The sequence below is a fragment of the Orenia marismortui DSM 5156 genome, from assembly GCF_000379025.1.
In the GTDB taxonomy this organism is placed as follows: domain Bacteria; phylum Bacillota; class Halanaerobiia; order Halobacteroidales; family Halobacteroidaceae; genus Orenia; species Orenia marismortui.
Genome location: NZ_KB900623.1, coordinates 46,334 through 67,070, shown reverse-complemented (window position 1 = coordinate 67,070; position 20,737 = coordinate 46,334). Strand labels below are relative to the sequence as shown.

Genomic DNA, 20,737 nt, shown 5'->3' with positions numbered 1-20,737 from the left:
TATATTTTGTCAAGAGATTAATTCAAATTGTTTATAAATAATTTGGATTAAGTAAGAATAGCAATCTTGCTATTCTTACTTAATAATTTTATACTACTATAATTACACATCTCGACTGAATAATCTATCTAATATCATAGCTAAGATAACCACGCCTAATCCCGCTTCAAATCCTAAACCAATATCAACTGTTGATAATGAACGTAAAACAGGCTTACCTAGTCCTCCTGCTCCAATCATTGCTGAAATTACAACCATAGATAAAGAAAGCATAATACATTGATTAACTCCCATCATAATTGACGGTAAAGCCAAAGGTAATTCTACCTTATATAACATTTGCAGTGGTGTACACCCAAAAGATCTACCTGCTTCTTTTAACTCATCAGATACTTGTCTAATACCTAGATTAGTTAAACGAATTGGTGGAGCAATAGCAAAGACTACTGTAGCGATAACCCCTGATACATTCCCTAAACCAAAAAACATTAAGGCAGGGATTAAATATACAAAGGGTGGTATAGTTTGCATAAAGTCCAATATTGGACGAGTTATAATATCCACCATCCTACTATGAGCCTTTAAAATTCCAATTGGAATTCCCAATACAAGAGAGACAAATACTGAAGTAAGTATTGAAGCCATTGTAGTTATTAATGGATCCCACATTCTAAGATTTAATACCAATATAAATCCTAACACAATAAAAGCAGCTAACTTAATATCTTTTTTAAACTTCCAAGTAGCTAAACCAAAAATTATAATAAATAATAATGGATGACCAAAAGATAAAACACTTTCAAAACTACCAATTATAGAACCAATTACTTCTGAAAATAGATCTAAAGGTCCACTAAAATTTAAAATTATAAAATCAACTATATTTTCTATCCAGTTCCCTATAGGTATTTTAGTAGACAGTATATCAATTATAGACATTCCTATTTTATACCTCCTTTTAATAATTAAGAAAAATTAGAATAATAACTGCATTCTATTGTTTAGAATTAGTTATTATTCTAATTTATTTCACCTATATATCAGTTAAGCTTATTTTTAATAGTCTCTACAGCATCTTTTCCATCTACTGTAGTCATACCTACTACCCATTCTTGAATAAGGTCATTATTATTCTTAATCCATTCTTGAGCAACTTCTTCTGCTGGTCTTCCTTTCTTCTGATATTCTAATATCCATCCACTTTGAATCTCTGAACTAACATTAAACTGCTCTAAGAACTTATAAAAGTTTGGTGCTTCTTTTTTTAACTCTGGACGAGCAGCTGTATATACTTCACTTTCTTCACCCCAAATACCTTCTGGGTCTTCCAAATATTTTAAATCATATTTAATATTCATCCAATGAGGCTTCCAACCATGAAAAGCAACCCATTCCTTTTTCTTAGTAGCTCTTTCTACTGTAGCTAACATTGCAGCAGTACTACCAGACATTAACTCCCAATCCTTAAGTTGATAAGTATTATTATCAATTGCATTTTTAATAATTATATTTCCTGCATTTCCTGCTTCTAATCCGATTATTTGATGATCAAATTTATCAGCATATTTATTCAAATCTGCCATAGATTTAACTCCTGCTTCCCAAACATACTTTGGTACAGCAGTTTTATAAAGGGCTTGATCTAAATTCAAACGTACATTCTCAATAACACCTTTCTTCTGATAAGGTTCAAAAGTATTTTTCATTGAAGGCATCCAATTCCCTAAGAATGCATCTAACTCATCATTTTCCATACTTTTAAAGATTACTTGTTCACCTAAGCTACTAGTCTCTACCTCATAACCTAGACTTTCTAAAACTTCTTTAGCAACTTCGGTCTTAACAGTTACTCCTGGCCAGTTTACATAACCAAAACTAACTTTACTCTGCTTTACTGCTAACTCTTTATTTGCCTTTTTAGAACTTCCTTGTTGCGTACAAGCAGATGCCAACGAAAGTATTAATACTAAACTTAAAAACAATACAAACTTCTTTTTTAATAACATATATTTTATTAGCCTCCTAATTTATAATTATTACAATTTAAATAAATATTAATTTTCTTAATAGCTAAAAGTCATTTGAAAATATATTTTTTAAACTATATCTTCCCCTGCCAAATTAGCTAATACAGTACTTTTAACAATCAGACCTAATAATTTATTAGATTCATCTACTACTGGTAGTGGACAATCTAAATCAGCAATCTTAGCAAATAAATCATCCATATTATCTTCTGGGCTGGCAGTTGGAATTTCATTAACCAGCTCTAATATATCTTCTTCTTTATCCTCAATAGCTTCTAATGTCTCTTCCATTCTAATTAGACCTTGGAATTCTTTATTATTGCCTACTGCAAAAATACTAGATATCTGATTATGCTCCATCTTTCTCATAGCAGCTCTTGGACCATCTTGATGATTAGTATAAACTAAGTCTAAAGGATCAACCATTACATCTGCAGCAGTCAATAATCGAGAACGATTTACATCTTTAACAAACTCACGTACATATGCATTTTTAGCATTAGTTAATATTTCTTCATGAGTTCCTATTTGAACAACTTCACCATCTTTCATAATAGCAATCCTATCTCCTAATTTTAGTGCTTCATCTAAATCATGAGTAATAAAAATGATAGTCTTATCCATCTCTTCAAACAAGTCTAATAATTTATTTTGCATATCCCTTTTAATCAAAGGATCTAAAGCACTAAAAGGCTCATCCATTAATAATATATCTGGATCAACAGCTAAGGCTCTAGCTAATCCTACCCTTTGCTGCATTCCACCACTCAATTCATCAGGATATTTATTTTCCCAGCCAGCTAATCCAACTTGCGCTAAAGCTTCTTTGGATTTTTCTCTTCGTTCAACCTCATCAACATTTTGAACTTCTAAGCCAAACTCCGTATTCTCTAAAATAGTTCTATGAGGAAATAAACCAAAATTTTGAAAGACCATGCCAAACTTTTCCCTTCTAATTTGACGCAACTCATTCTTATCTAAAGTAGTTAAGTCTCTCCCATCTACCCTAACCTCACCTGCTGTAGGTTCAATTAGTCGGTTTAAACATCTTAATAATGTTGATTTTCCACTTCCAGATAAACCCATAATAACAAATATTTCTTTAGATTTAATCTCAAGGCTAACATTATTAACTCCTGCAGTTAAACCTGTTTCTTTTAATACCTCCTCTTTGCTATATCCCTTATTTAGCAATTCAACACCTTTTTGAGGATTCTTTCCAAATATCTTATACAAGTTTTTAACCTCTATCTTACTCACTTATGCAACCTCCTATTTTGGGATTGATAATATAAACTGAAACTAAAAAATACTTACATAATAAAAAGACTTTGGAATAATAGATTATTCCAAAGTCTTTAAATAATTATAATTAAAATTTGAGAAACATTTTATTAATAGCTTAGTCACAACAGTTATAAATAATATAACATTTTAGGAACTTTGTCAAACATCCATATTTAAGCTAACAAAGAAGTTCATAATAATTACCCCTTGCCATTGATCAAATTTACAAATAAATAAAATTAATGCTACAGTAATCCTATTTACTCTATAAAATCCATTCTAATAATTAATTCCAAAAATATAACTTTACTAAAATCAAATCAGACTTAGGTATAAAACCCACATCATATAAGTGATAAGATTTTAATTTAGGATTTATCTCTTTAGCCTTCCTAATAAATGAACGAATTTCTTCTATTAAATGCAATGAATTGGAGTTATCTAAATCTACATAACGATTAATTGTTAATAAGTTTTTATTCATTCTTCTCCTCCTTGAAATCCTATTATATTATAATATGCAAGTAATATAAATTGTGTGCAAAATTCTTGATATTTAATACACAATATAGATTATCCAATCCTAAAGTGAAATTGAACGGGGATAAAGAGACACTTTTGCTACTATCTTTTAGCTGTTCCTACGGGTTCGAAAATCATAAACCCTTCGTGATAAATCTGCTATTAGCTAAGACCTTAAAAGCTAAAGGCTAGAAGCCAGTAGCTAGCAGCTAATAAAAACTGTCGCTTTATCTTTCTATAGAGAAATATTTGGATTTCATTCTAAATTTGTTTGTCTATATTATTTCATAATCTATATCTTAATTTTAACATCTCTCTTTAAAATCTAAGTCTTATCAATTTTTCTTCTTCCTAATCTAAAATATTTATTATTATTTCAATAATCAGATCAAATAATTCATGATATAATATTAGTGTATACGTAAAAATACAGGAGGGATTAGGTGAAAAACTATAATAAAATACTAACCATCATATTATCAATTTTAATAATTATGGCACTAACAGCTTGTAGTCAAGGAGAAAAATCAAGTGATAAATTAAGTATTGATAAAAAAGCATTATTGGCACAACTTAATTTAGGTGAACAGACAGAAATTATTGAATCCAAAGCAGTTGATGTAACTGGTGATGGAAATAAAGATAATGTTATCTTGTTAGGATCTAAATTGGATGACAACAAAAGTACTTTTAGAGATAGTTTATTAATTATAGTACAAGAAAGTAAAAAGCAAAAATATCTTAAAGCAACATACGATAATTTTAGTGGCTATGAACCTAAACTAACAATTAAAGAACTTACAGGAGATAAAGTCGCAGACGTTATGGTTTCAGCTAATAGCGGTGGGAGTGGTGGTATTTATCATCATCTAATTGCTAGCTTCAAAGATGGAAAAGCTAAAGTGATTTTTGATGCAGATAATAATCAAGGAGTAAAGGTTAGTGGTCAATTTATCCCAAACTTTAAAGCAAAATTAAACTTTATAGATTTACAGAAAGAATCAATTCTCGATATTAGTATAAATAAAGAAAACTATATTAAACAAAAAATTTATGATAAAAAAGGCAACTTAATCAAAAGAATTTTAATTCGACCTTATGCTAACCCTTTTAGCAAATTAGAAACAGTAGATTATGATCATGATGGCAAATATGAACTAAAAGGAATACAGCAAATAGTCGGAAGTAGCAATTCCGATAAAATCTCTAAAATTGAATCTATTTGGTCTTATCATAATAATAAATGGATTTTAAAAGAGGTAAGCTATAATACCTTTCTTTTAAAATATTCTATTGACCAAAAATCCAATCCAATAGCTACAGGATATATCAAAAAAATCGGAGAACATAATGAAAACAATTATATTTTGCTGGTTAATAAACTGGATAATGCTAAAAATTTTGAAGGAATAAAATTATTTATTAATAAAGATACTAAATTATTAGATGAAAAAACTAACACTAAAATCAAATTTAAAGATTTAAAAGTAGGAATGAAAATAGAAGCACATCATTCTAAAATAATGACCATGAGTCTCCCACCTCAAACTAGAGCTATAAAAATTATAGTTACTAATAAATAAAAGTAATAAAAGGCTACTAGAAATAATCTAGTAGCCTTCTATATTAAACTTCTTATGCAATTTATTAACAGCTTTTTTTTCAATTCTAGAGACATAAGAGCGTGATATATCTAACCTTTCTGCAATTTCTCTTTGTGTCTTTTCTTCTCCATCACTTAATCCATATCTTAATTCTAATACCTTTCTCTCTCTAGGATCTAACTCCTTTAATTTCTCATATAATTTTTCTTTTTTTATAGCAGACTCAACCTTATCACTAACAACATCTATTGCAGTACCTAAAATATCCATCAATTTTATTTCATTACCTTCTTTATCAGAGCCAATTGGTTCATGCATTAGTTTTTCATTATTCAACTTCTTAGTCTTTCTTAAATGCATCAGAATTTCGTTTTCAATACATCTAGCTGAATAAGTGGCTAATCTGGTATTCTTATTAGGGTTGAAACTATCAATTGCTTTAATCAAACCAATAGTACCAATGGAAATAAGATCTTCATTATCTTCTTTAGCATTAACTAAAGTATTATTATTACAATATAGATGGTTTTATCTCTATAGTTAAGAAAAATAAAACTATCTATATTATATTATATCTTTTATTACAAAAAGTGCTGATTAATTTTAAAAAATATTATTCTTAATACTAGACAATATGTTGTTAGTTTTATTTATATTGATATAATAAATTCTATCATAACACAACTTTGAAGAATTAGTAATATTCCCAAACCACAAAAACCTCCTATTATTTTAGGAGGCTTAACTTAGCAGTAAATTTAATAAAAAAACAAAATATATTATTGATCTATAAGTCTTCTTATGTTTATAGTAGGTAAAATTAATGATGGTAGATTAGCTACTTTAGTTATATCTGTTATAGCAGATCTTATATAAGGAAATAAAATTGCTGCTCCATTATATTTGCACATTGTCTCAAATTGTTCTTTGTCCATGCTAGGGTCAGAAGAAAATACACCTATAATACTAATGCTTAGTTCAAAGGGATAACTGTCTTTAGCAGCATTTTCCCAGAATTTAACCTCTATATTTAATAAACCTTTATTTTCTTCCTCATAAATATTTAAATTAAAATCAGCATCAAAATCGACATCTACATCTCCATTTTTAAAATCATTATTCATTTCAAAGTTAATATTTTCAATTCTATAATCATCAAAATAAAATTGACTTTTTGCATTATTTGTCATCTTTTAAGCAGCCTCCAATCCAAAATCAACATCACTTTGAATATCAACAAATTCACTACTGATATCAGTTCTTGTCCTCAAAAAATTATGTTCTATATTATTATAGCTAAAATTTGACTCTTCTCTTCCTTCAAATTTACTTTCATCAACCACAGGATTATCACATAAATAATCCTTCATATCTTGATAATCATAATTCAAACTAGAATTTTTATTTGAGTCAATCCCCATCATATTGCCAGAAACTTCAATTAATAAATCTTTATTATTTAAATTATTAATTTTGATATTATAATTTTGATTTTCCACCAACGGGATAATATATTCTTTATATTTATCGGGAATATAGCCCAACTTATTTTTAGATCCTTTTGTTAACACTTCGATAGAACTAGTATCATATAAATTGTCTTTATCAAATTCTAAAATAATTTCTGTATATCTTGTCAAAGTATTTAAAACCTCTTCTTTAACAATGAATTCAAATCCAGAAACCCTCATCTTTAAACTAACTTCTTTTACTTTTAAGTTATACTTTTTCATAAACTTCAATGAATCAGTAGCTAACTCTCCTCCTGTTTCATGCAAAACTTTTAGCGGATCATTATCGCGACAATCAATAGGCAATCTATTTAAAAAAGATGTAAACATCTCTTCAGAACTATATTCTCTTGTTAAATTTTCTAAAGAACCAAAAGGAATGAAACCGTGTTTAATTGCTAATTCAACATTCCCTTCTTCACAATCAGAACCCTGGATATATTTGAATTTGAATAAACCACTTTCTTCCCATAGTTCTCCGATTGGAATTCTTTCTTTAGAGAAAGGACTTTTCCAAGTTAAAATAAGTTCTCCATTATGTTCGTATTTACTCATAATATTTAATCCTCCTTTTCTTCACGTTAGCATTCCCAACTTATTCTATTATATTCATAATTTTTTCTTTTCGTGCACAGAAGACTTTTAAAATAACTTTCCTATGATTATTTAAAATAAAACCACTAGGTATCTTAGATATAATATCTTCTATTTCTTTTTTAGTTATACCTTTTAACTTGTCGTTAAAAGAAATACATAATTCGGGATATTTATCATATAAATATTCTACCATATCAAAATGTGATATAGTATGAGTATTATTAGATTCTATCCTTATTAATGATTTTGATCTTCTTAAATAAGATTTAAAATGCTCAGAATTATATAGTTTTATATTAATACCATGCTTATATCTATGCACTTCTCTTGTTAAACATGAAGAATTATCATAAATAGGAGCAAATTGATACCTATTAACAGGATCACCTGGACAATTGAGTATTCCCCAATTTTCTTCATGTCTATCTTGTTGCCCCACCAAGGCATCAAAAAGCATCATTTCAACAAATTCTTCTACTAATCCATATTCATGTAAATGGCTCACTATATTTTCTACAGTATATTTATCTCTATTTTCATTTTCTGTTATATCTTGTATTAAAATCTCTCGACCTTCCTTAAGTTCCACACCGCCCGCTTGACAAAAAGAATAACTTATACAACATTCTATATTATCATAAATGGCTAAATCTATTTCAGGCATATTCAAACCTAATTTTAAACCTATTTCTGAAGCTAATTTTTCAGCTAAATGTTCGCCAGAATAGCCAATTGAATTTTCTCGTTCTTGTTCTTTAGGAATCTTTAATATAGCTTTCTGTCTATTAACAACATTTTGTATCCAATAAGAGTCACTTTTACCAGTGAAAGCCTCTCCTGTTTTTTGCCATTTTTTTTCTTTATTTAAATTTATTATATCATAACTACTTTCCTCCATAAGATCCCACCAATAATATTATAGTAAAGATGCTTTTATTCATTATGTATTTACTCTATTTATGTATTAAAGTTTAAACTCCTTTAATTTATTTGATTTTTTATGTAACATATGTATGTTTCTGAAAATATTAAATAAATTGAATTTGACACTATGTATAATTATTACGCTGATTCTTCAGACTCTTTAACATCTATTTTTTTAATTTTTTCTAAACAACCATAACAAATATGTACACCATTAACTTTTAATAAATCTTCATCTGTTTTTTCGTTACAAAATACACAGTGATACCAAAATTGTCCTATATCTATATAAGCTTCACATTCATCACACTTTTCCACATAATAATCTATTATTTTATTAATTTCTTCAGGATTGCTAAAATAAACCTCTTCCCTGGCAGGTGTAAATATTTCTTCCAACAATTTAGCTCTTGGTGTTCTTTTAGAGAGATCTACTTTCCACTTGCCATCTTTCCCAATATCTAAATTATGATTATAGTCTAACCAAACTATATAGAATACATTACCTATAATAAAACCATGAACTCTTCCGTGCTTATTATTACCTGTAGCAGAAAATTGCCAAGGTTCATCCGATATATCATCCCTTAATGATAGGCCAAACCCGTCCTCTGTTACTCCTTCTTTATCCCAATCGGTTCTATGATTTCTTAAGATTTGAATATACTTCTTTTTATCAAGAAAATCTTCCATTTTCATCCGCCCTAAAAGTTGAAGCCTTCTTAAAAGTCGATCAAAATAATGTGTGTCACATTCGCTTATAGTAAATTTATTACTGAATTTAAGATATTTAAAGGAAAAGGCTATATTTTCTTCTAAATTAGCAAGCACTTCTTCTTTAGAACGTTTATATTGATTGCTTTTAGATTTAATCGGAGTTTTGCTAATACCTAATTTGCTCATTTAGATTTCCCTAAATTTATCATAATATTCTTTCATCCATCTAATCTGAATTTCTCTACTAGATGGTTGATCAGGACTTAACCCTTTTCTCGCCTTTCTCCATGGCTCTTCCTCATGAGTTAACCTCTCTAACTCATAAGCACTAAGAGTAAAATATTCTTCTATCAATTCTTCCATAAACTCAGTCTTTTCTTCACCTATTTTATTCCTAATTTGTTGTAAAGACTTTTCATCTAAATCATCTCTTTCAATTGGTTTCCATCTGAATTTTTTATAATCATCATATAAAGAAGGCAGTACAGGACCATGTACCCATGCTTGAAAATCACCTTCAAATAATCTATTTTTAAATATCGTTACATGCCAAGCTTGTGCATAATAAACTAATTTTTGTAATTTTAAATTTGTAATTAAATCATTTGTTACATTAGAAAATGATATAAAATAATCCGCAATATCATAATAAGTTATTTTAGCCATTTTTTCTCCCCCTCGATGTAGTGGGATTATATCTCCCATTATAACACCTCCTTAATAGTTTTATACTACTAATAATATACTAGTAATATCCAAAGAAAAGGACAATTATAAGAAAAGTGTTATAAATAATAATTATCTACTTTATTATATTTTACCATTTTTAATAATGATTATCAATACCCATATGTAGTGGATTATTTATATTTTTACACTACATATTGTGTCTGCATATTTTAAACCTACAATTTTAATTTATAAACAATAATGATATCATAACTCACTCTTTCTTTGTAAAGAGTGAGTTCTTTTTTTATTCTCCATATTCTCTTTCCATTGCTGCTTTAGTTACTAACCAGGTACTGCCACTCTTTCTTATATCAACTCCATGTTTAAAGCTTACACCTCTATCAAAATTACGTCTTAAAGTACTAGTACTTTTATTATATTTTTCTGCTGCTTCTGATATGGTCAAAACTTCATCAATAATATTCATTTATATCCCCCTCTTTTTTTAATTTACCCCGCTTTTGATGCAGCAGAGCGGGCAACTGCTTAATATTCTTTATTACTTTTTAAAAAAATCTATCAATGCAACTGAAGCTGCATTAAAGACAAATATGCCAGTCCCCCACCAATTTTTATCTAATGCAAAAATAAAAGCAATAAATAGAAATACCAATGAGGTCGCTATTGATTTTCTCATAATGTTTTGATAGAATGGTTTTAGGTGGGAGGGAAAACCCTCCCTAGTGTGTGGCTTACTTCTCATTTTGAGAGGTAAGCTCTTTAAATTTTTTGATGATATCTAGGATTTTATCTATCGTTTGAGCGATAGTAAAGGCTAAACCGGCAATCACCAAAATGTCTTTCAACCACCCCATCTACTCACCTCCTTCCCTCATGTTCTATATACATTATACACTAATTCGTGTATTTTGTCAAGCTGTTTTGCCATCTTTTCCATCATTTTTTAATATATGTTAATCAACTTATAATCATTGTAATATAAGTATCTAACAGTTATCATTAATTAATTTTAATTAGAATTCAAAAATTGAATCTACTTACATTAAGATATTTAATTAATATATGGCCATAAACACTGGTATATAAGCTATTAGCAATTAATTAAGTACAAAAAATAACAAAAGCCCTCCCAATTAAGGAAGGGCAATCTATATCAACCCCAAAGGAGGATATAGTCATATTATATTCTAGATTTTTCTTTATACTCCTGCTATTCTCTCTTATCAATTAACTGAAATGGCTTATCTATATCATGATCTTTTCTTAAATCACTTACCAGATCATTAACTAATTCACCTGAAGATCTAGTCTTGATTACTCCACTAATTTCTTTTTTATATCAGCTGCTGTCTTTAATTCCCCGGCACTTGGTTGCTTACCAAATAAATCTTCATAGGCCTTAACAAATTGATCTAAGAAATTATCAACCGTTGTTCCCTCTTCTGTTACATCTTCCACTTTATCTACAACATTATAAGCAACTTTTAAAACTTTTCTTTTATTATACTTATTATCTATAAACCACATAGCCCCAAAACAAATACCATAAACAATAACTTGGCCAATCCCGCTATTAACAAACCCTAATACATTAGCAATATTCATGTTTAATCATCCTCTCAATTTTTTTAGTTGTCATATTCTACAACAACTTTCAATTCTTCCTTGCCTAGCCTAGACATTAGATCCTCAAAAGCATCTCTACTGCTCCAAACTGCATTCTTGCCTTTTCCTTTGCCAACCAAAATACAACCTCTAGTATTCTTAGGATAATTACCTATATGGATCTGAACTGCACTCCGATTAAATACTTCCTCTAACTGGATCACATCATAATTCCACCTACTAGACCCTCTCTTTCTAATGAAAGCATTATATTCTCCTGGAGGGATACAAGACTCATTAGCTTTGTTCTGTCTCCACGGCGGTTCGAGAGTATGGCCAATTTTCTCTCCATCAACATAAATCTCACCCAATGTAGCTTCACCTGTTTCTTCTTTACGAATTACTCTAATCTCATTCACTTAATCACCTCCTTTCAAAAAATAAAAAAGACACCTTCCGGTATCTAAAGCATTTTAGCTATTAATTGTATTAAAGCAACTACTGAGCTTCCTCCCAAAACCCCAGCAATAACCTTCCATTTTTGAATATTATATTCTCTTTCTTTATCATCTCGTTTAAGAAATTCTTCGATCAATTTCTTGTTTTGCTCCATAACCATTTTTCTAAAACCGCCATTCCCCAAGGCTTCTAATTGCTCTTTAATTTTACGAATATCAGATTTATCCTCTTCCTGATTTGCCGTTAGTTTCTCTATAGCATCTTTGTTTGCTTGTATTAGATCCATATGTTTCAAACATCTACCTGATTTATAGCCATCCTCTTTCAATTTTATCCCTCCCCTTAAGCACAAACTTTTAATTATTTAATAGCCTGTCTTTTCATTCTCATTTTTATTGTATGAGTCCCTTCATAATCATGAGCATTAGTTACTTCCAAACGTATTCTTGTGGAATTCTCGGTAACCAAAGTCGCTCCAAATGTACAGGGTACAATTACTCCGTTTTCAAAAAGTTCTACTGCAATGGAATATCTAGACCCAAGATCCCCAAATTTTTCTTTCCAAGTACCATTTACATCTTGTATGCCTACTAAAGTACCGCCCACTAAAGTATTTAATTGATTGTGCTGAAATTTAACATCAATAACTCCTTCGCCATCAGAATATATAACTATGTCTACCTCAACTTCATTATAGCCATCTTGGGTAAAAGGTGTGGCAATAAGTGTGCCGGATGATACTGAATTAGCCACAGCATAACTAATATTAAGATTGCCATAACTAATTATCCCTCCAGCTGTAACATTTCCGGCAAATGTTCCTGTAGCTGCTTGCAATTCACCTCCAAAATAAGCATTACCCCCGGTATCTATTTTAAATTGATCATTTTTACTTCTTAATCCTTGAGAGTCAAGTATAACCCCGCCTTGACCGGCTGTTCCTGATTTATTGTTGAAATTATGCTGGTCTTTTGAGTAATTTTCTGAGGTTTTATCAGCATTATCAGCAGGTTTTCCTGTCCCTGTAACATTATGCCAATCAGCAGTTTTAGCAGCTTGACTTACATCTCCTGCATCTGGAGCAACAGAACCGTTAAGCTGTAATTTCCCATTATTTACAATGATACCTTCTTCGCTTATTATCACATCGCCTTTCCCAGCTCCGATTACACTCTGAGAATCCACAAAAGGTGCATCTGACTTGTACCAGCTATAGATTGAATCTTCATCAACTACCTCAGGAACTATCATTAATTCATCAATCTTATATCCTGCATTAACCTGCAAGTCTCCATTTGCATCTATATTAATCCAACTAACATCAATTTCAACATTCAGAATTTCTTGTTGATATCCAGGAATACCCCAGACACTCCATAACTCAATAATTCTCCAGCTAAACACTCTGCCATCTGACCTCTTGGCTACATAGACCCAATCTGAACCATCCCAGAAATAAAATACAATTGTATAATCATTAGTGAATCCAAGAGGAACAGACATTGAGCTAGTCTGCAAATCTAGAGCTTTCCCAAATTTTCCTTCTATAAGCTGATAGCTAGAATCTGAAAATTGAGCTTGTACTCCATCAGTGCTTAGAAAACTTCTATCAAAGTGGAATAACTGGGCTGCATTTGGCTTTCTCATAGGAATCTGCTGACCTACTATCAATTTTTCTGTACTCAATGCACCATCTTCAACTACTGTGTCCCCTGTAATCACAATTCTATTCCCTTGAATCTTCACGCTTTCAGGAGATAAGTTAATTTGAGATATTAATTCATCTTTCACTACTCTTAGTTGGATCTGATTTAACATCTGCTTAATAGCTGAATATTGATTGGCATCTTCTGGATCACTCTCTAACACACTAACTATATTAAGGATAGATTCGGCAGTCTGCTTGATTGAACTGAATTGAGCAGGATCATCATTATCACTATTAAGAGTTAATAGCATATTAGATATTTCTTCTTCATTTTCTGTAATTGAGCTTGTATTCTCTATCCCTTCTGGGAACACTTCATCTCTGGCCAAATTCCAAGCATCCTTATTAGCCTGGACTACATCAGCTTCACTCTTAGCATAGTCTATATCTTGAGATAATTCTGGATTAAGTTGCTGTTTTTCAATGAATCCAGCTATAGCCGAAACTTCTTCTGTAAAATCGCTATAATTCTTATCAACATCATAACTTCTAGCTTTGATATAATATCTATTACCAGTAGTCAATTTATTAAGATACCATTGAGTCCCCTGCCCTTTTCTAATCAAAGTCTTGCTACTTGCTTCAAACCCACTACTAGTACCGATGTGAATTTCTACACCAGTAGCTCGGCTATTAGTATAAGGATTGACATACACTAATAGACCTGGTTGAGCAGGCAAAACTCTAAGCCCTTGAGGTACAGTCAATTCCAACTCATCACTATCTGACTTCTCTTCATCTCCTACAAGTGCATCATAGAGAGACTTACGAGGATTATTGAGATGCAACTCTATCTCAATTCCTTTGTCGTTATAAATTCTTTTTTCTTGCATGATTCTAGCAGTAGTAACTATTTGTGATTCTGGATCTACTACCTTAACTGTATCTCCGATAGCAAAGTATGGTTCATTCTCTTTCGGAAATATAGCTTGTACTTTGAATTCAGATATCGGAGTCTTGTGAGCATTGATATAAGTTTGAGCTTTTTGTTCTAGATCTTGCTTATCCACTGCATCAAACTCAAGAGTCTTAGGATAATGGCCATATCTACCTATGCTGGTATCGTCTTTTCTTTTAACATAAGGTCGATTAATTCCATCCCCTGGTCCGTATGCATGGAGCAAATTACATAGCTTGCTATCATCTTCACCAAGAGATTCTACATTAATGTTAGTACCATTCCGTAATACGAAATCGTTAGTCCTGTCTTCTCCTAGTTTTTCTGCTAGATTAAGTTTTCCATCAACTACCTCAAACTCCCAGCCTGCTTGATTGCAAGCTGGTACCAACAGCTCTAATGCATTACTATTATCAGCAGATATATTCTTAACTTTCTTTCCAGTGCTAATAGGGATAATGCCTTCTTGTACTTCTGCTGTAGTCCTAGCAATAATTTCTAATGCAAAAGCTATTGGGGTGACTCCTACGGGTTGACCTTGGTTATCGGCGCTTGTAGTATCATCTGTATATAGATTAATTCTTATATCTACATATCTATCAGTTATACCAGAAAGAGCGACTCCTAATTGGTCTGTTAATGCTCCCACAACTTCTGCTGACCAAGTACCCATATTAGATGTATCATTACCAGTGCGGTATTGAATAGTACTGGATACAGGGTCAGAATTATCACTTACCCATCTGGCTCTATCCCATTTCTCAAAGTTTTCTATATTATTAGAATCAAACCTAAGAGTAATATAACCATCTGAATAATACTGGCCATTCTCATCTTTCTGCAAAATAACCTTACCTGGCAGAGTATCTAAATCAACTTGATAAGTCTCAATAGCATCCTGCCACTCTGATTGATATTTGACTCTTAGAGTTTCCCATCCTTTGAGAATATTCCTTGCAAAGTCAGCTAAATCTACATTTTGATAAACTAGGCCATATTGAGCAGGACAGATATTGCTTTCTAGTAATATTTCCTCAGTCATAGCTTTCAGAGTGACAACCTGGTCGCCTTGCTCTTTCTTTGTGATCTTTCCTGTGATCACTCGGTCACCTTTGATAATTCTAATTAATTCTGCTAATTTGACTGATTCTAACTTTGTGTCATTCTTAGGAATATTAATCTGCATAGAACTAGCTTCATTAATCTTTGATTCAAATTTCCAACCTGCATGGCGATCAAAGATAGCTAGTAGATTTCTGTCCTTATCTAATAACCTTAGTTGTTGCACTATTTCACCTCCTCAAATAAAAATAACACTCCTTTTAGAAGTGTCGCAATATTACTCTATTGTGCTATATCAGTTTTGTAATCAGTAAAATGATAAGAAACCACAAAAATAGTGATAGCGGCAAGAATCTTATCCACTTCATTATATGATTCCTTTTTCTTGCCAATCTTTGAAGTGATTATACCAACCTAGTTTATCATCAGGATCTTTTGCCTTTAATTTTTCTAAAGTTACAGGTAATTCTACTGAAAAATTATCAATAAAAAAACTAATTGGCGCTAATGTTTTTCCGTTAACTTCAAAAGCATCTTCATGGATATCATCTTTGTTTTTCCAACTATTTTCTATGATTTCAAAGTTGTCTCTTATCCATTGTTCCATCTTTTACACCTCCGAATATAGCATACTAATATCAAGTCTTTTAGCTGCAGTAGTATAATTGCCAGCGACAATTCTTATTCCTTTTATTTGTAATTTTTCTTTCTTCATTTTAATAAAATTCGTTGTCCCTACTTGCTCAAATATACCGTTATGACTACAAGTACCTGGTGTTATTTCACTCCCAAAATAATCTGGTGATAATGGAAAAGTATACAGTTCCCATGTGGCACCATTCCAGAACTCTAAACGAAAACGCAAAGGTGTTGTACTTTCTTCAAAATAAGCTGTTATATCATGAACTATTACTTCTTTTTTTATCGAAGCAACAATTTCTTCTGTCGAAGTGGCCAAATCACCACTCCGACTAGCCATCTTTGTTGACTCAATCTGACCATTTTGCGACACTTCCATTCTCGGCTTCCCTACATCTTCATCGGGCAAGACTCCTGGAGGATACCAAAGACCAGAGTTTTTGTTATATTCGTAACCTGCCACAATACCAAGAAACTCTTCTTTCCCATCTCTGGTTTGAGCAATTGTAGTCATTCTTCTACCATCGCCATCTAAGTTAAGAGTCTCAGTAAAATTTTGTCCCATAATATCACCTCTATATCCATTTATTTTTGTAAGATAGCACTAAACTCATATCAACACTATTCTCACATCTAAATTCTATATCATTTCTTCCTGCTTCTAGCTTGAAACTATCAAGCAAGAACTCATCATTAACTATACTCAAAGCATTACTGCCATTCTTGGTGACTATCATTCTCTCGCAATCAATTATAACTTCATCACCAGCTCCAAAATTACCATTAAGAATGATTATATTGCCATTCTCTAAATTCGCGATTATAGGGTCTGTGGTAGTAGCAGAATTGAAATTAATAGTCAGAGTAGGATTAATCGCTATATTACCATCATTAACCACTTGAAAATTGTGTAGTATATTATTGATTGCTTCTCCTCTGGTTTCTCCCGATGAATAGAAGAATGGGTCAACTGCTAGAAATTCAAATTCTAACTTGACCCATTTGTCGAGAGGATGCCAATTCTTAGAATTGGAATTGATATATCCCGATATATACCTATCTATATCTTTATTACGATATACCTTAATTGGTTCATGTTGAAGGAAATTGTACAACTCATCAACCTCTGCTCTTAATAGCTCAGAATCAGTAGTATTAATCATTGCACCTTTAATCTCAAATGACCTAGCATTGTATTTGCTCCCTTGATACTCTTCTCCATCTTTGCTGACTAATTCTTGACTCTTGATAGATTTTGTTGACTCGATCTCATTCAAGGAGAAGTATCTATTGAGTATCATTTCTTCATTCTTGCTATTAATCAACTTAATCATTGACCTCTGCCTCTCTTTCCATCGCCAATAGCAGTTGCTATAGCTGATTCTATATCGCTTACAGAAGCACTTGCTATAGATTGACTACTGTTAGATTGAGATTCTACATTCAAATTCTCTATTCTAACACTCACATCATAGCCACCAGCTCCAGCTATAGCTAATCCATTTTGACTCATTGCTACAAGTTGATTATAGATTCTTTCATTAATATTAAGCAAACTTGGGAAATTAGCAAGTGGGGTTAATAAGTCTGTGAAGAGATCTCTAGTAGACCCTGTAATTTCAGAGATTTGAGAACCTCCAGAACTACTACTTGTATCACCAACCCCTAAATCTATACTCAAATCATTACCAATTTCCTGTAATCCAGTATAGAAGTCCCCAGCCACATTGCTTATCTGATCGTACAATGTTTTGATTGCTTCTCTCTCGCTATCATCAAGGACTTGGTCTTTTGTAGCTTCATAAATTGTACCTGTCAACTTTTTCATTAACGGTTGGATAGCTTGTGATTCTAAGAATCCTTCTTTGAGATTGCTAAGGATAGTCTCTTTAAGAGAACTCCCAAAGCTACTAAGGAAAGATGTATAGCTATCAGCTGAAAAAGCACTATTTAGTCCATTACTTACATTAGAAAAAATATCCTGTAATTTAGGAACTATTTCTTCCTCGATTTTTTTAATCTGCTCGTCGAAAGCTTCTTTGAATTCGGGGAAATTTAGCACTTCGGCCCAATCGTCAGAATGAAACCATCCTCCATCTTTGATTTTCTTTGTAACAGTTTCTATGTCATCATCTACCAAATCCGCTAAGCTTGGGAGATTCAAATCAAAATCACCGACTAGATCTCCCGCTAAATCTTGATATTCTTCTTTCAGAAGCCCGACTTGCTTATTCCAATTAGCGGCAGATGTTTCCCCTCCGAAAATTCTGTCTCCCAGCCTACTTATTTCATCCCAAACTTTGAGATTCGTTTCCGCAGCAAATTCGCCAAGCTCAGGACTTCCAACAATTGTCCCAACCGCTGATCCGATTGCTTTCCATGTCCCTTCAGTGCTTTTCCCAAATTTTTGGAAATTATCAACTAAATTTGATATATCAGCATTAGCCAACTTGTCTAATTCTTCGTTAGTAGTGCTCAATGATTCGTTGATAGAATCAATAGCCATTTTCCAGGTTGATTGAATTAGATCTGCTTTGCTTAAGTTACCTTCTTCTAATCTGTCTAAGAATCCATCCCAAGCTGATTGTTGTTGCTCGATCTCGCCTTTCTCTATTTCTGTTATCTTTTCTCTGGTGCTTATCCATTCATCAGAATATTCCTTATACTCTGATAATCTGGATTGAAGATATTTTTTATAATCTTCAGCACTGATTTTATTTTGCTTGTAATCATATTTCATTCGATTATCAAGTAGTTTTTTCTTCTTTTCTGCTGCCTTTTGTCCTACTTCAATTTCAGCTTGGTATGCTTCAGATTCAGCTTTGATTCTTTCTGAATTCTTTTTCTCACGCTGTTTTCTCAATTTATTGTCATGTTCTACTCTAGTTTTAAATTCTTCCTTTAGGTATTTTTCTTTTACTTCTTTTTCTTTAAGGTCGTAAAGTTCATTTATTGCTAAAAGAGTTCGGTTTAGTTCTTCTTCTGTGGCCTTTTCTTCTTTAGCTTGATCTTTGGCATCTTGAATTGCTTTTTCTCTAGATTGTTTTATCTGTTCTAGTTCCTTGGTTTGACCTTCTTTTTTCTCAAGAAGTATTTTGTCTTGATATTCTTTTTCTAATGCTAATAACTTTTTTTGAGTTTCTTTTTGATTTTTGACTTTTTTGTCATTACTTGATCTATCAGAAGTTCCTTCTTCTACATTTTTTGACTTCTTCATGATTTCATTCATTTTATTAACTGCTTCTGATGGAGAAATTAGACCATTTTGCATACTATTCATAAGCTTATCTAATTCGCTTAATTTATCTTTTGTTTCATCAATGCTTTTGATAGTTTTGTTCTCGAACATCTTTTCTTCATTTAATTGGTCTTTCATTTTTATTACTTCTTGGATACTCTCCATGAAAACAGAAAAAGATTCTGCTTGACCTCGATCGGCAAGTTTTAATTTTAATTTATCTTGAAAATCTTTGCTATTAACTTTCTCTAATATTTCATCAAAAGATATATTCTTATCGAATTCCTCTCCTATCATTTCACTAGCTAATGAAAATTGTTCTCTTACATATTTAATCTGAGAATCTATTGCTCTTTCTAATTCTTTTGCATTTCTTTCAAAAGCTGGAGCATTTCTTTCAAGTCTCTGTTCTTTTTCTTTTAGTTCATTCTGCTTTTTCTTTACTTTTGCCAACATCCATTCCAGGTTGACTTTTTTTGCAAGTTCTTTGACATTAACTTTAAGAGCCCCAGTTTCTGAGTCAATTCCCTCGATGAATTCTGGATATTTCATTGCTAATCTCTCTGTTATAACGCTTAATCTTTCTTTCTCTTCTCGATTCAGCTTCTCTTTTTCGGTTAAATCCTCATATTCACCTACTAAATCTTTAGTCTTTTTAAGAGCTTTTTGAGTCTCTTCCTCTGTGATCTTTAACCAATCGCATAGGGCTATAAATCCAGCAAGTGCAGCGCCACCAACCGCTAAAGGAGCAAAAGCACCAGATAATCCTGCGATAACAGGAATAAGTATAGAAGCTGCCGTTGTGATCTCTCCAAGGACAATAGCAACTGGTCCTAATGCTGCAGATACTCCCGCGCCTTTGATTATCAATTCTTTTGTACTTTCATCTAACTCATTGAATTCCCCGACTGTTTCTGCTACGACTTCTTTGATATTAGTCATAATTGGTTCTAATTCTTGCCCCATTTCAGCAAAGGATTGCTTCAATCTATAATTAGCTTCTGCGCTTTCTACTAACTCTTTATTGTTTCTTCTGTAGCTTTCATATACATCTGCTAATCCTGTTTTGGCAAGTGTTTGAAGAACATAATTTTGCTCTTCCCCGTTTTTGATGGCTTCCTGTAACCCTTTATTGAAAACATCTAATCGAATCCCAGATCTTTCAAGTAATTCTCCGAATTGTCCAACTGCATTACCAGTTGCAAGAGTTTCCTGCAATCCATCAGCTATACTTTCAAACTTCAAA

Annotated in this window: 20 protein-coding genes and 1 pseudogene; 1 reads left to right on the top strand and 20 read right to left on the bottom strand. The window is 31.7% G+C overall.

Features of this window, described 5'->3' with window-relative positions; genetic code table 11:
• Positions 1-102 precede the first annotated feature (102 nt).
• The 4 genes from OREMA_RS0113980 to OREMA_RS0113965 all read right to left on the bottom strand — a co-directional run bounded on the left by OREMA_RS0113980 (position 103) and on the right by OREMA_RS0113965 (position 3,798).
• A complete protein-coding gene (locus OREMA_RS0113980; RefSeq protein ID WP_018249870.1) occupies positions 103-939 on the bottom strand; it encodes an ABC transporter permease in 837 nt (278 codons plus the stop codon).
• 101 nt (positions 940-1,040) lie between these two features.
• Positions 1,041-2,006, bottom strand: coding sequence for an ABC transporter substrate-binding protein (locus OREMA_RS0113975; RefSeq protein ID WP_018249869.1), 966 nt, complete (start codon positions 2,004-2,006; stop codon positions 1,041-1,043).
• 90 nt (positions 2,007-2,096) lie between these two features.
• Positions 2,097-3,287, bottom strand: coding sequence for a quaternary amine ABC transporter ATP-binding protein (locus OREMA_RS0113970; protein WP_018249868.1), 1,191 nt, complete (start codon positions 3,285-3,287; stop codon positions 2,097-2,099).
• 313 nt (positions 3,288-3,600) lie between these two features.
• Positions 3,601-3,798, bottom strand: a complete 198-nt coding sequence (locus tag OREMA_RS0113965; RefSeq protein WP_018249867.1) for a hypothetical protein — start codon at positions 3,796-3,798, stop codon at positions 3,601-3,603.
• Positions 3,799-4,279: 481 nt separating this feature from the next.
• Here OREMA_RS0113965 and OREMA_RS0113960 point away from each other — a divergent pair, with 481 nt between their 5' ends.
• Positions 4,280-5,419 (top strand): hypothetical protein, encoded by a 1,140-nt coding sequence (locus OREMA_RS0113960; protein ID WP_018249866.1) that lies wholly within the window; start codon positions 4,280-4,282, stop codon positions 5,417-5,419.
• A 27-nt stretch (positions 5,420-5,446) separates the two neighbouring features.
• Here OREMA_RS0113960 and OREMA_RS17885 read toward each other — a convergent pair.
• The 16 genes and pseudogenes from OREMA_RS17885 to OREMA_RS19075 form a co-directional block, all read right to left on the bottom strand.
• Positions 5,447-5,929, bottom strand: a pseudogene (locus OREMA_RS17885) (sigma-70 family RNA polymerase sigma factor); the annotation flags it as partial.
• A gap of 290 nt (positions 5,930-6,219) precedes the next feature.
• Entirely contained in the window at positions 6,220-6,630 is a 411-nt protein-coding gene (locus OREMA_RS18495; RefSeq protein ID WP_018249864.1) for a protein-export chaperone SecB, read from the bottom strand.
• Between the two features lie 3 nt (positions 6,631-6,633).
• Positions 6,634-7,506: an HIRAN domain-containing protein gene (locus OREMA_RS0113945; protein ID WP_018249863.1), complete on the bottom strand. Its 873-nt coding sequence runs from the start codon at positions 7,504-7,506 to the stop codon at positions 6,634-6,636.
• A gap of 40 nt (positions 7,507-7,546) precedes the next feature.
• Positions 7,547-8,446 carry a HipA domain-containing protein gene (locus OREMA_RS0113940; protein ID WP_018249862.1) on the bottom strand — a complete coding sequence of 300 codons (900 nt, stop codon included), beginning with the start codon at positions 8,444-8,446 and terminating at the stop codon, positions 7,547-7,549.
• 164 nt (positions 8,447-8,610) lie between these two features.
• Entirely contained in the window at positions 8,611-9,375 is a 765-nt protein-coding gene (locus OREMA_RS19140) for a glycosyltransferase (protein WP_018249861.1), read from the bottom strand.
• The gene (locus OREMA_RS0113930; RefSeq protein ID WP_018249860.1) at positions 9,376-9,894 is read right to left on the bottom strand and encodes a Panacea domain-containing protein; all 519 of its coding nucleotides are present in this window, start codon (positions 9,892-9,894) and stop codon (positions 9,376-9,378) included.
• 271 nt (positions 9,895-10,165) lie between these two features.
• The gene (locus tag OREMA_RS0113925) at positions 10,166-10,348 is read right to left on the bottom strand and encodes a helix-turn-helix domain-containing protein (RefSeq protein WP_018249859.1); all 183 of its coding nucleotides are present in this window, start codon (positions 10,346-10,348) and stop codon (positions 10,166-10,168) included.
• Between the two features lie 265 nt (positions 10,349-10,613).
• A complete protein-coding gene (locus tag OREMA_RS19340; RefSeq protein ID WP_018249857.1) occupies positions 10,614-10,736 on the bottom strand; it encodes a hypothetical protein in 123 nt (40 codons plus the stop codon).
• Positions 10,737-11,196: 460 nt separating this feature from the next.
• Positions 11,197-11,487 (bottom strand): hypothetical protein, encoded by a 291-nt coding sequence (locus OREMA_RS0113910; RefSeq protein WP_018249856.1) that lies wholly within the window; start codon positions 11,485-11,487, stop codon positions 11,197-11,199.
• Between the two features lie 23 nt (positions 11,488-11,510).
• Entirely contained in the window at positions 11,511-11,906 is a 396-nt protein-coding gene (locus OREMA_RS17870; protein ID WP_018249855.1) for a DUF5675 family protein, read from the bottom strand.
• Between the two features lie 44 nt (positions 11,907-11,950).
• Positions 11,951-12,274, bottom strand: a complete 324-nt coding sequence (locus OREMA_RS0113900; RefSeq protein WP_018249854.1) for a hypothetical protein — start codon at positions 12,272-12,274, stop codon at positions 11,951-11,953.
• 32 nt (positions 12,275-12,306) lie between these two features.
• Entirely contained in the window at positions 12,307-15,840 is a 3,534-nt protein-coding gene (locus OREMA_RS0113895) for a phage tail protein (protein ID WP_018249853.1), read from the bottom strand.
• A 141-nt stretch (positions 15,841-15,981) separates the two neighbouring features.
• On the bottom strand, positions 15,982-16,221 hold the full coding sequence (locus OREMA_RS0113890; RefSeq protein ID WP_018249713.1) for a hypothetical protein: 240 nt from the start codon (positions 16,219-16,221) through the stop codon (positions 15,982-15,984).
• A 3-nt stretch (positions 16,222-16,224) separates the two neighbouring features.
• Positions 16,225-16,818, bottom strand: coding sequence for a hypothetical protein (locus OREMA_RS0113885; RefSeq protein ID WP_018249714.1), 594 nt, complete (start codon positions 16,816-16,818; stop codon positions 16,225-16,227).
• A 10-nt stretch (positions 16,819-16,828) separates the two neighbouring features.
• Positions 16,829-17,587 (bottom strand): phage distal tail protein, encoded by a 759-nt coding sequence (locus OREMA_RS0113880; protein ID WP_018249715.1) that lies wholly within the window; start codon positions 17,585-17,587, stop codon positions 16,829-16,831.
• On the bottom strand, positions 17,584-20,737 hold a 3,154-nt coding region (locus tag OREMA_RS19075), incomplete at its 5' end, for a hypothetical protein (RefSeq protein ID WP_083900135.1). The genes OREMA_RS0113880 and OREMA_RS19075, both read right to left, overlap by 4 nt.